Origin of the sequence: Amycolatopsis sp. NPDC059657, from assembly GCF_042734395.1 — a bacterium.
Taxonomy (GTDB): domain Bacteria; phylum Actinomycetota; class Actinomycetes; order Mycobacteriales; family Pseudonocardiaceae; genus Amycolatopsis.
Genome location: NZ_JBHWEB010000106.1, coordinates 1 through 11,994 on the forward strand (window position 1 = coordinate 1; position 11,994 = coordinate 11,994).

An 11,994-nucleotide genomic window follows, 5' to 3' on the forward strand; every position below is an offset into this window, starting at 1 on the left:
CCAACCTCACCATTCCCATCCAAACGCCCAGGGACACCACCATCACAAACAGTCACCTACACAGCAACACTCTTGACACCACACCCCACGCCCTAACTACCCGGCATTGGGTTCTAACCGGTCGTGCCACTCACGACCCCTCTTGCCCGAGTAGCACGTCGTACCGGTGCTGGAGGAGTTCCACTGCCTCGGCAAGTCCTGGCCTGGGCTCGAGGCCCGAGCGGTCTCGGAAGGCCGCGATCGCCTGAATGTTCCGCCGCGCGACGACCAGGCTGTCGATCTCCGTGCGTAGCTCGGCGGACAGCTTCGGCCAAGCCGTCCGTGCTTCGAAGCTGTCCATGCTCCTACCTCGCGGTTACGGTCGAGTGGTCGTCTCGATCTAGGGGGTCACTGTGGAATTCCAGGATGTGGTGCGCCGTCGTCGGATGGTGCGCGAGTTCACCGACGAGCCGGTCTCGGAGGAAAGCCTCCAGCGCATTCTGCGCAACGCCCTGCGTGGGCCGTCCGCCGGCTTCTCGCAAGGTCAGGGCTTTCTCGTCCTGCAGGGCGACGAGCTGAAGCGGTTCTGGGAGTACGGCGCGGACTGGACGTACGAGACCGTGAAGACCGCGCCGGTCGTGATCATTCCGCTGTCGGTCAAGAACGTTTATCTCGACCGCTACGCCCGCGAGGACAAGGGCTGGACCGACCGCGACGAGGCTCGCTGGCCGGTGCCGTTCTGGGACATCGACACCGGCATGGCGACCTTGCTGATCCTGCAGACCGTCGTTGACGAAGGCCTCGGTGCGGTCTACACCGGGATCGGACCTGAAGGCGTTGCCAGGCTGCGCGCGGACTTCGGCGTACCGGAAGACCACGAGCCGATCGGGGTCGTCGCGCTCGGCCATGGCGCCGAGACGGAAGCGTCGCCCGGCTCCTCAGTACGTAAGGTCGCGCGGCGAGCCTTCGACGACGTGGTCCGCTTCGGCCACTGGTGACGAGGTCGTGAGTGGTATGACCGGTTAGAACCGGCCGTACCACTCACGACCCAATTAGCCGAGCAGGAGGCGCTTGACCTCGGCGGCGACGCGCGAGCCGTCGGCCCGGTCGCCCACCTGGGGCTTCACGATCTTCATGACCGCGCCCATCGCCTTGCCGCCCTCGGCGCCGTCGGCCTTGGCCTGGGCCACCGCGGCGGCGACGATCGCGGACAGTTCGGCGTCCGAGAGCTGCTCCGGCAGGTAGGCGGTGAGGACCTCGGCTTCGGCCAGTTCGCGGGCGGCGGACTCGGCGCGGCCGCCCTTCTCGAAGGCGGTCGAGGCCTCGCGGCGCTTCTTCACCTCGCGGGCGATCACCTTGAGGACGTCGTCGTCGGAGAGCACGCGGGGCTCGGTGCCCGCCGTCTCCTGGTAGCTGATCGCCGACAGGGTGAGCCTGAGCGTGGCGGACCGGAGCTCGTCGCGTGCCTTGATGGCGGTGGTGAGGTCGTCGTGCAGTTGGGCTTTGAGCGTGGTCATGGCGGCAATCTTGGCACCCGCGTCTCCGGTGTGCTCGCCAATTAGCGCCGGCTGGACCGAACGGGCACCGGAGTGACGTGGCCCACAATTGCGTCCCCATGCTCAGTCGAATAAGTTCTTGCCACTGGGGTTTTGGGTGGGAATTGTCGTCAAGTAGGTGAAGCGTGACGCGCGGTGCGCGTTGGTTTGTGCTGCCTGCGTTTTCTTGGCTGAAATCGCCGTCGCCGATTCGGTAAGGCCTTTAAGGCTTAATCACTATTCATCAATCTGGGGGTTCGATGAGTGTGTCACGCGCTCGAAGAGCAGTGGTGTTTTCCCTTGTGACAGCGGTTTTCGCGGGATTGCTGCACCCGCCGGCACAAGCCGCCGTGCAGGCCGACCCGCCGCCACCGGGCGTGCAGCCCGCCTGGTCGGAACCCTATCCCGAATGGGACGGCAAGACCGGGCTTCCGCCCGGATTCCTCGGTGATCCCCGATTGCGGCAGATTGTCGCCGACAATGCCGAGTTGGCCGAAGACTTCGAAGTCCGTGACGCGGCGACCGCCGCGCTGGCCGGTGACCGCACCGCGATCATGGCCTTCCTCGACACCGGCCTGAACCAGGCCAAAGCGCTGGCCGCCGCCCGTAAACAGGAGCAGGCCCGCCGCGACCGTGCCGAGATCGAGCCGTTGGCGGGAACCGGCGGTCCGTACTTCAACGCCGAAGTCGCGCGAGTGCTCGCGGGCACCGACAGTGATCGGGCCGCTTTTCTGGCTTACGGCAAGCGAATCGCGCAACAGCGGGACGCTGAGACCAGCCAGGGCGTGCAGGCTCGCGCCGCGGAGAACCGCGCGCGCGTGACGATGCTCGTGGGGGCGGCCGGGCCGAAGGTCAAAGCCGCGGCGCAGACGGCCTTGGACGCCGGTGACGCCGCCATCGCGGAGTTCCTGAAGACCGGCTACCTGGTGGCGGCGAAGGCCGACGCCGATGCTCATGAGCAGGCGATCAAGGACCAGGAGGCCCGCGACAAGGCCGCGGAAGAGCTTTCCGAGCTGGCGAAGAAGTCCGCGCGCGCGTCACAGGCCCGCCGGGGTTTGCTGGTGGCGCACGGCGCTGGCGTGAACGCGCTGGAGCGGGCGGCCAACGCACTGGTGTCCGCGGGCACCGAAGCCCGCAAGGCCGAGCAGATCCTGATGGCCAACAAGGCGGGCGGCCAGCATCCCGCTGACGCGTTCAACGCGGTCAAGGCCGAGGTCGCCCGGCAACTCGCACTGGCGAACCAGGCGTCGGAGGACGCGCGGACCGCCTCGGTGCGCGCCCAGGTCGAGGCGAACGTCCTGGTCGAGACCGGGCTGACCTACGGCGTCGAGTGGGCGCAGATGGCCGCCGGTATGGCCGGTGCTTCGCTGGCGGCCGCCAAGGCGTCGGAGACCGCTTCGCACGCTGTCGACGCGACGGCCTTCACCGACCAGGCGAAGAATGCCCAGGAACAAGCCGAACGGCACGCCGCAGAAGCGGAACAGTGGCGCCTGCACGCGGAAGAACACGCGCGGGCCGCGGCGTCGATCGCCGAGGCCGCGCGGGTGCAGGCCGACGCGGCCAAGGACGCCGCCGTCCGCACGAAGGCGGCGAGGCAGGCCGCGGAAGCCGCTGAAGCGCGGGCGTGGGCGGCAGCGGAACGCACCCGCAACGCGCGGATCACCGCGGAGCGGGAGGCCGCGACGGCCGCTGCGGCACGGGCGACGGCCGAGCGGGAACGGGCCAAGGCGGCAGCGGCGCGCAGTCGCGCCGAGCAGCAGGCCGCGGTCGCCCATTCGGCGCGCGGCGAAGCCGATCGCCAGGCGGGAATCGCGCTGGGCGCACGGCAGCGCGCTGAGGCTCAGGACGGCATCGCCGCCGGGCTGGATCGCGACGCGAACACGGAAGCCGACAACGCGACGCGGGCACGAGACCGCGCGTTCGAGGCCGAGCGTGCGCAGCGTGACACCGAGGCGCGTGCCGCCGCGAACGAAGCCGCGGCGGCGGCCGCGCGGGGCGGCTACTACGAGGCGCCCGCCCGTGCGGCGGCCGACCAGGCACGCACCGAGGCGAATACGGCCAGGGGAGCAGCGACCGCGGCTCGAGGCGCGGCCAACACGGCGACCGGTGCCGCGGTGGCCTCACGGGCGGCGGCGACCGAAGCGACCCGCGCGGCGGCACGTGCGCGGGCGGCGGCGCAGCAGGCGGCCGCGGCCGCGGCACGGGCCAACGCTGCGGCCAACCAGGCTGAGGCCGAAGCGGCGGCCACGCACGCCGCCGCGTTGCAGGCGAATGCGGCTTCCGAAGACGCGACCGCGAGCGAAGCGCAGGCGGCTGAGGCTTCGCAAGCCGCGAGTTCGCTCGCCGGGCAGGCGGCTTCTGAGTCGGTGCAAGCGCTGACCGCGGCTGAGCGAACGAAGACCGAGGCCGACGAGGCCGCGGGTGAAGCGGTTTCGGCTGCTACTCAAGCGAGCTTGGCAGTCCAGGCCTCGCTGGCGGCACGAGCGTCTTCACAAGCCATCACCGACCCCGCGAACACGGCGATCACCGTGGTGACGCCGTTCGCCGGCACCGACCTCGCCGCCGACTTCGTCATCACGGTGGCGAATCAGGCGAGGACGGTCGGCGCCGAACAGGCTCAGGCCGCCGTGAACCGGGCCAATGAGGCCTTGACCGCGGCGAAGGCGGCGGCGGACGCCGCGACGCAGGCCTCCGGTGAGATCAAGCCCGCGTTCGACGCGGCCGCGGCGGCGGCCAAGTCCTCGGCGGACGCGGCGAAGTCGGCCGCGGACGCCCAGCAGGCAGCGGCGGACGCGGCGACGGACGGCGCGGCGGCGCGCACTGCCGCCCAGCGTGCGAACCAGGCCGACGCGCAGGCACGCGCCGACGCCGTGCTGGCGCGGAAGGCGGCCAACGCGGCCAACAACGACGCGGCGGTCGCAGGCCGGTCCGCGGCCGCAGCCGGGCGCGACGCCGCCGCGGCACGATCGGCGGCGGCCAACGCCGAAGCCGACGCGGCAGCGGCCAGGAGCGCGGCCACGAACGCGGAAGCCGACGCGACCAAGGCGGAAAGTGCCGCCGCGAGCGCGCAGCAGCACGCCGACAACGTCGCCTCGTCCGCTCAACGGGCCCGTGACATGGCGGTCGAGGCCAGCAAGGCGGCCGACCGGGCCGAGGAGGCGGCTCGCAAGGCCGCGCAGGAGAAGAAGAACCAGGACCAGCAGAACGCGGGCCCGGAACTGGGTCCCGGTCTGCCGCTGGACGACGAGCTCGGCGCGCTGACCGACCACGGCAACGGCCTGGTCACCTGGCAGGACCCCGAGACCGGGATCTTCTACCTCAACGGTGTCGCGCTCGGTGCCGACGCTCCTGGCCTGCGTGAGCTCATCGAGGCGCTGAAGCAGCAGGTCGGGACCAACCCCGAACGCTACTTCCCCACGGACCACCCTTTCAAGGACCCGCGGTTCGGGGTCTTCAACCTGCTGGTCGACGCCTGCCGGAAGCAGTCCAGCCTGTGCAGCGCGAAATTCCAGATGCAGGTGGTCGCTTTCGGCAACGGGGGCCCTGACCCGGCGGGCATCGGCGACCCTCAGACGTTCCTGCTGATGAGCGCACTCGCCGAGTTCGTGATCGGCGCGGGTGGCCGCTGGGGTCTCAAGACCGGCCCCAAAACACCGCCCAGCAGGCCTTGCAACTGCTTCCCCGCTGGCACGACGGTCGCGACGGACCATGGCGCGAAGCCGATCGAGCGGATCGCCGTCGGCGACCAGGTCTGGGCCCGTGATCTCGCCACCGGGCGGTCGCAGCTGCGCAGTGTGGTGGGGCTGTTCACCAAGCACGCGGACCAGATCCTCACGATCACCACGAGCGGGACCTCACTGCAGGTCACCCCGCAGCACCCGTTCTGGGTGATCGGCAAGGGCTGGACCGACGCGGGCGAACTCCGCGTCGGGGACAGGCTCAGCACGCTCTCCGGCGACGAACAGCCCATCACCGCGATCACGAGTTCGATGACCGGCACCACGGTCTACAACTTCGAGGTCGCGGGTGACCACAACTACTACATCACCGACGCGCAGCTGCTGGTCCACAACTGCGACCTGACCTACCACGAGGCACGCGGGCACACGATCGAGCGGCACGTCGCCAAGGACGACTCCTATCTGAAGGGACGCAACAAACCCAAGGCGTCGACGTTCGTCGACCAGCCCACCGCGGAGCACTGGACGCAGGCCAATCTCGATCGCAACAAGGACAGGGTCGCGAGCTTTCTCAGCGGCACGAAGCAGATGACGACGATCCACTACCACTTCGACGCGGGGGCGGACACCAGCAAGATCGGCCGTATCTATGTGAAGGAGACGGACAGTTTCGTGAGTCCCCGCAAGGTGGAGACCCAGTTGATCAAGGATCCGTCCATGAAGGACGGTTACTACATTCAGACGTCCTTCTTGGACTTCTGAAGTTCCGGTTCGACGGCTACCCGGGAACCATTCCGGGTAGCCGTCCAGGCTTTAAGGTGATGGCGTGACTGGAACACTTCCCGTGGACGCGTTCGGGAACCTGGATTACCGGGAACTGATCGGCTGGCCGGTGCCCCGGCTGCTTTCCCTCGTCGCAGCGGGAAGCCAGGAGGAAGCGGAAGTCATCGGACGGGTGCTGGCCATGACTCCCGGCGCGGAGCACGCGCGCGCCGCGATCGAGGCGGCGCTCGCCGGCGCGGGGCCGCCTTGGCTGACGGCCGCGCAGTTGGCATTCGCGCAGCCACGGGAGGTGCTGCTCGGCCTGCTTGCCGAGGCGGTCATCGACGAGACGAACGCCGAGGTCTACGCCTGTTTGCTCCAGGAGATGGTCACGCGGGGTATCGATCTCGGTGAGACGGGAGAGGACTGTCAGCGCAGGCTGCGCGCACTGAACCACCCGCTGGCGGCGCTTCCGTTGCGACTCGGTTCCTCGGAACGGGAGTTCGATCTCCAGGATTACGGCATCGAGGGCGGCGGCTCCTACTCCGCCGACTATCTGCTGACGAAGGCCGAGAAGAAGGTTCCGCTGGCGGCTCCGTCACCGCAGGTCGTCACCCGGGTCACGACGAGCGGGCAGCGCGAGCGGATGACGTCCGCCGTGCGCGGTTGGCTGGAGCGGTCGAACGGGCGGGCCGAAGCCGAGGTGTTCGAGTTCGCGGACCCGATCGGGGACACTTTCGGCGCCTCGACGCTGGCCGGGCTCCCGTTGGAGAGCCTGCGCGGGCTGGAGCCCGACGGCCTGGTCTTTCGTCCGGCGACCTTCGACGAGGTCGTCACCACGCTCTTCTGTGCCGCCGCGAACGGCGGTGCCTACTCGTCGGCGCGGGGTGGCGCTTACGGCCGCGCCGCTCTCTGGGCGTCGGTGTCCGCGCTGGTCGGGGCCGATCCGGATGAGCAGGTCGAGCAGGTCGCCGAGCTCGCGCGGCAGTTGCGCTGGTGGCGGTTCCAGGCGGTGACACCATGGTTCGAGCAGGTCATCCCGGAGTTCGGGTTCGCCGTGCTCAGGGTGGACGAGCGCACACTGGCCGTGCTGGCCGCGACCGACACGGACTGATTTTCTGGGGGCGCGTGAGCGCAATCACGGGTTGCTACGGGTTGGGAATAGTCGGAAGTCCTAGTATTTTGGAGGGATGGCCGCAGAGTTGCACCGCCCCGTGAACCCCGTTCGGTTCGTCACCGCGTCGAGTCTGTTCGACGGGCACGACGCCTCGATCAACATCATGCGCCGCATCCTGCAGTCGCAGGGCGCGGAGGTGGTGCACCTGGGGCACAACCGGTCGGTCGACGAGGTCGCCACGGCCGCGATCGCCGAGGACGTGCAGGGCGTCGCGATCAGCGCCTACCAGGGCGGGCACGTCGAGTACTTCAGTTACCTGGTCGAGCTGCTCAACGAGCGCGGCGCCGGGCACATCAAGGTCTACGGCGGCGGTGGCGGCGTCATCGTCCGCGAGGAGATCGACCTGCTGCACTCGCGGGGTGTCGCGCGCATCTTCTCGCCGGAGGACGGCTACGAGATGGGCCTGCCGGGGATGATCAACCTGATGATCCGGGAGTGCGACATCGACCTGTCCGCACAGGGCGGCGTCGCGGTCGACAAGCTGATGCTGGGTGACATCCCGTCGCTCGCGCGCGCCATCACGCAGTTGCAGCGCGGCTCGCTGCCCGAACAGGCGCTCGGCATGATCCGCGAGGCCGCCAAGCTCAAGACCGTCCCCGTGCTGGGCATCACCGGAACGGGTGGTTCCGGCAAGTCGTCGCTGACCGACGAGCTGATCCGGCGGTTCCGCCTCGACCAGGAGGACAAGCTGCGGATCGCGGTGCTCGCGGTCGACCCGTCGCGGCGCAAGGGCGGCGGCGCGCTGCTCGGCGACCGCATCCGGATGAACTGCCTCGACGGCAGCCCGGTCTTCTTCCGCTCGCTCGCCACCCGCACCACCACCGGCGAGATCCCGGTCGGCCTGAGCGAGTCGGTGCTCGCCTGCAAGGCCGCGGGCTTCGACCTGGTGATCGTCGAGACGCCGGGTATCGGCCAGGGCGACGCCGGCATCGTCGACTACGTGGACCAGTCGCTGTACGTGATGACGCCCGAGTTCGGCGCCGCGTCGCAGCTGGAGAAGATCGACATGCTCGACTTCGCCGACGCGGTGGCGATCAACAAGTTCGAGCGCCGCGGGGCCGAGGACGCGCGCCGCGACGTCGCGCGCCAGCTGGTCCGCAACCGCGAGGCGTTCGGCTCGGCGCCCGAGGACATGCCGGTCTACGGCACCAGCGCGGCGAAGTTCAACGACGACGGCGTGACCGCGCTGTACCAGAACCTGCGCGACACGCTCGCCGAGCGCGGACTGTCCGTTTCGGCCGGTGTGCTGCCGCATGTCGACGGCAAGGTGTCCACCGACGCCAGCACGATCATCCCGTCGAGCCGCGCGCGCTACCTCGCCGACATCGCCGAGACCGTGCGCGGCTATCACCGGGAGACCGAGGCACAGGTCGCCGCCGTCCGCCAGGTCGAGCACCTCGACGCCGCTCGGCAGGCTCTCGCGGCCGCCAACGCGGAAACCGACGCCATCGACGGGCTGCTCGCCGCCGCCGCGTCCGATGTGGACGGTGAGTCGACCAACCTGCTGGCGCGGTTCCGCGCGCTGGCCGAGTCCTACCAGGCCGAAGAGCTGGTCGTGAAGATCCGCGACAAGGAACTGCGCACCACGCTGTGGCGCGAGACGTTGTCCGGCAACAAGATCCCCCGCGTCGCGCTGCCGCGTTACACCGAGTCCGGTGAGCTCCTCTCGTTCCTGCGACGCGAAAACCTGCCTGGATACTTCCCTTACACCGCAGGCGTTTTCCCGTTCAAGCGGGAGGGCGAGGACCCGGCGCGCATGTTCGCGGGCGAGGGCGACGCGTTCCGCACCAACCGCCGGTTCAAGCTGCTCTCGGCGGACTCGGACGCGAAGCGCCTTTCGACGGCGTTCGACTCGGTGACGCTGTACGGCCACGACCCGCACACCCGCCCCGACATCTACGGCAAGGTCGGCACCTCCGGCGTCTCCATCGCGACGCTGGAAGACATGAAGGTGCTCTACGACGGCTTCGACCTGACGTCGCCGAGCACCTCGGTCTCGATGACCATCAACGGTCCCGCGCCGACGATCCTCGCCTTCTTCCTCAACACCGCGATCGACCAGCGCGTCGAGGCGTTCAAGGCGGAGCACGGCCGCGAGCCCAGCCACGACGAAGCCGCCGAGCTGCGCGAATGGGCGCTGCGCAACGTGCGCGGCACGGTGCAGGCGGACATCCTCAAGGAAGACCAGGGCCAGAACACCTGCATCTTCTCGACCGAGTTCAGCCTGCGGATGATGGCCGACATCCAGGAATGGTTCATCGAGCACGGCGTCCGCAACTTCTACTCCGTCTCGATCTCCGGCTACCACATCGCCGAGGCCGGTGCGAACCCGATCTCGCAGCTCGCGTTCACGCTGTCGAACGGGTTCACCTACGTCGAGTCCTACCTCGCGCGCGGCATGGACATCGACGACTTCGCGCCGAACCTGTCGTTCTTCTTCTCCAACGGCATGGACGCCGAGTACTCGGTGCTCGGCCGCGTCGCCCGCCGGATCTGGGCGGTCGCCATGCGCGAGCGCTACGGCGCCAACGACCGCTCGCAGAAGCTGAAGTACCACGTGCAGACCTCCGGGCGCTCGCTGCACGCGCAGGAGATGAACTTCAACGACATTCGCACCACATTGCAGGCGCTCTGCGCGCTGTACGACAACGCGAACTCGTTGCACACCAACGCTTTCGACGAGGCGATCACCACGCCGAGCGCGTCGTCGGTGCGCCGCGCGATGGCCATCCAGATGATCATCAACAAGGAATGGGGCCTGTCGAAGAACGAGAACCCGCTGCAGGGCTCGTTCATCATCGACGAGCTGACCGACCTGGTCGAAGAGGCCGTGCTCATCGAATTCGACCGGATTTCCGAGCGCGGCGGCGTGCTCGGCGCGATGGAGACCGGCTACCAGCGCGGCAAGATCCAGGACGAGTCGATCCTTTACGAACGCCTCAAGCACGACGGCTCGCTCCCGATCGTCGGCGTCAACACCTTCCGCAACGACGACCCGGACGCCCACGAGATGGACGTCGAGCTCGCCCGCGCGACCGAGGAGGAGAAGGAGTCGCAGCTGGCCAGGCTGCACGACTTCCAGCACCGTCACAGCGCGGACGCGCAGCAGGCGCTCAAGACGCTGCGCGAGGCCGCGACGCGCGGCGGCAACCTGTTCGGCGTGCTCATGGACGCGGCCAGGGTGTGCTCGCTCGGCCAGATCACCGAGGCGTTCTTCGAGGTCGGGGGTCAGTACCGCCGCAACGTCTAGGACGCCCTAGACCCGGACGGCGGCGAGCTGCCATGCGGGCAGCAGCACCCGGCCGCGGGCGTCGGTGTCCACCGAGCTCAGCGCGCCGGGCGGGAGCTCGCCGCCCGGGTACTGCGAGGCGGCCCTGGCGTGGAGTTCGCCGAGGGTCTGTGCCGTGATGTACAGCGTTTCGGTGAGCCCGGTGATCTCCCAGCCGCCGCTGACGGTCTCCCGCAGGTTCCGCTCGCTGACCCGCATCGCCTCGGGGAAGACCGAGGGCAGCCGTTCCGAGAAGCACAGGATGTGCAGCGTCGCGCCCGGCCGGGTGGCCCCGTGCAGCGCGGTCATGCAGTCACGCCGTGCCTGCTCGCTCAGGCAGTGATAGAGCGCACTGTCCAGCACGGTGTCGAACCGGCTCGCGAAACCGGATAGCTCGGTCACGTCGGCGACGGTGAACGCGACATCGGCGCCTTGGGCGGCCGCGTGCTCCGACGCCAGCTCGATCGCGCGGGGAGCGATGTCGACACCGGTGACGGCGAGCCCGCGCGAGGCCAGGAACAGCGCGTTGCCGCCGAAACCGCAGCCGACGTCCAGCACCGCGCCGGTGAACCGTCCCTCGTCGGCCAGCCGGGTCACCGCGGGCTGTGGCTCGCCGATGTCCCACGGCAGGGTGCCCCCGGCCCGGTACATCGTTTCGAAGTGCGTCTCCATGTCGGTCATGCCCGGCCCCCTGTTGTCGTCGACCCGTCCGGAGTGTCGGGGAATACCTGCCAGCCCGGTGGGGTAGATCTTCAGTATGAAGTTCGGCGTAGCGACTTTCGTGACCGATGAAGGAATCCGGCCCGATGTGCTGGGCAAGGCGTTGGAAGAGCGTGGTTTCGAGTCGCTCTTCGTCGCCGAGCACTCGCATATCCCGCTCAGCAGGGAGACGCCCTATCCAGGCGGCGGCGAGCTGCCGCGAGTTTATTACCGCACACTCGACCCGTTCGTCTCCTTGACCGCTGCCGCGGTCGCGACCGAGAACCTACTGGTCGGCACCGGGATCGCGCTGGTGATGCAGCGCGACACCATCCACACGGCCAAGGAGGTCGCGAGCCTCGACCTGGTCTCCGACGGCCGCTTCCTGTTCGGCATCGGCGCCGGCTGGAACCGCGAGGAGATGGCCGACCACGGCACCGACCCCCGCACGCGTGGCGCCAAGCTCGACGAGCAGCTGGCCGCGCTGAAGGAGATCTGGACGAAGGACGCGCCCGAGTTCCACGGCAAGCACGTCGAGTTCGGGCCGATGGGCTCGTGGCCGAAGCCGGTGCAGAAGCCGCACCCGCCGATCTACGTCGGCGGCAACACCCCGGCCGCGCTCAACCGGCTCAAGCAGTACGGCGACGTGTGGACCCCGAACGGGGTGGGCGAGCGGTCGCAGATCCAGGCCCAGCTCGACCTGCTCCACGAGCACGCAGGCGACTTCCCGGTGTCGGTGTTCGGCGTCGGGACGAAGAACCTGGACGTGCTCGAGGGCTATGTTGAGGCTGGGGTGGAGCGGATCACGCTCCTGCTCGGCACCAAGCCCGAGGCCGAGACCCTCACCAGGCTCGATGAACTGGCCAAGCTCGTCGAGCGTTACCGCTGACCGGA

8 protein-coding genes are annotated in these 11,994 nt (G+C 69.0%); 5 read left to right on the top strand and 3 right to left on the bottom strand.

The window, feature by feature from the left end:
- Positions 1 to 130 precede the first annotated feature (130 nt).
- Positions 131 to 340 (bottom strand): hypothetical protein, encoded by a 210-nt coding sequence (locus tag ACFV15_RS37450; protein ID WP_378356809.1) that lies wholly within the window; start codon positions 338 to 340, stop codon positions 131 to 133.
- Positions 341 to 392: 52 nt separating this feature from the next.
- Here ACFV15_RS37450 and ACFV15_RS37455 point away from each other — a divergent pair, with 52 nt between their 5' ends.
- The gene (locus ACFV15_RS37455; RefSeq protein WP_378356811.1) at positions 393 to 977 is read left to right on the top strand and encodes a nitroreductase family protein; all 585 of its coding nucleotides are present in this window, start codon (positions 393 to 395) and stop codon (positions 975 to 977) included.
- A gap of 54 nt (positions 978 to 1,031) precedes the next feature.
- Here ACFV15_RS37455 and ACFV15_RS37460 read toward each other — a convergent pair whose 3' ends face one another.
- Positions 1,032 to 1,496: a GatB/YqeY domain-containing protein gene (locus tag ACFV15_RS37460; RefSeq protein ID WP_378356813.1), complete on the bottom strand. Its 465-nt coding sequence runs from the start codon at positions 1,494 to 1,496 to the stop codon at positions 1,032 to 1,034.
- 320 nt (positions 1,497 to 1,816) lie between these two features.
- Between ACFV15_RS37460 and ACFV15_RS37465 the strand changes: the two genes are divergently transcribed.
- The 3 genes from ACFV15_RS37465 to icmF all read left to right on the top strand — a co-directional run bounded on the left by ACFV15_RS37465 (position 1,817) and on the right by icmF (position 10,383).
- Entirely contained in the window at positions 1,817 to 5,956 is a 4,140-nt protein-coding gene (locus ACFV15_RS37465; protein WP_378356814.1) for a polymorphic toxin-type HINT domain-containing protein, read from the top strand.
- Between the two features lie 64 nt (positions 5,957 to 6,020).
- Complete coding sequence (locus tag ACFV15_RS37470; RefSeq protein ID WP_378356816.1) at positions 6,021 to 7,070, top strand: DUF6183 family protein; 1,050 nt, start codon at positions 6,021 to 6,023, stop codon at positions 7,068 to 7,070.
- Between the two features lie 76 nt (positions 7,071 to 7,146).
- Complete coding sequence (gene icmF / locus ACFV15_RS37475; protein WP_378356818.1) at positions 7,147 to 10,383, top strand: fused isobutyryl-CoA mutase/GTPase IcmF; 3,237 nt, start codon at positions 7,147 to 7,149, stop codon at positions 10,381 to 10,383.
- Positions 10,384 to 10,389: 6 nt separating this feature from the next.
- Here icmF and ACFV15_RS37480 read toward each other — a convergent pair whose 3' ends face one another.
- Positions 10,390 to 11,082, bottom strand: coding sequence for a class I SAM-dependent methyltransferase (locus tag ACFV15_RS37480; protein ID WP_378356820.1), 693 nt, complete (start codon positions 11,080 to 11,082; stop codon positions 10,390 to 10,392).
- A 76-nt stretch (positions 11,083 to 11,158) separates the two neighbouring features.
- Between ACFV15_RS37480 and ACFV15_RS37485 the strand changes: the two genes are divergently transcribed.
- A complete protein-coding gene (locus ACFV15_RS37485) occupies positions 11,159 to 11,989 on the top strand; it encodes an LLM class F420-dependent oxidoreductase (protein WP_378356822.1) in 831 nt (276 codons plus the stop codon).
- Positions 11,990 to 11,994 lie beyond the last annotated feature (5 nt).

Excerpts from the sequence above, each read along its gene's own strand:
- ACFV15_RS37450 (WP_378356809.1), bottom strand. The coding sequence starts at position 340 with ATGGACAGCTTCGAAGCACGGACGGCTTGGCCGAAGCTGTCCGCCGAG.
- ACFV15_RS37485 (WP_378356822.1), top strand. The coding sequence starts at position 11,159 with ATGAAGTTCGGCGTAGCGACTTTCGTGACCGATGAAGGAATCCGGCCC.
- ACFV15_RS37460 (WP_378356813.1), bottom strand. The coding sequence starts at position 1,496 with ATGACCACGCTCAAAGCCCAACTGCACGACGACCTCACCACCGCCATC.
- ACFV15_RS37480 (WP_378356820.1), bottom strand. The coding sequence starts at position 11,082 with ATGACCGACATGGAGACGCACTTCGAAACGATGTACCGGGCCGGGGGC.
- icmF (WP_378356818.1), top strand. The coding sequence starts at position 7,147 with ATGGCCGCAGAGTTGCACCGCCCCGTGAACCCCGTTCGGTTCGTCACC.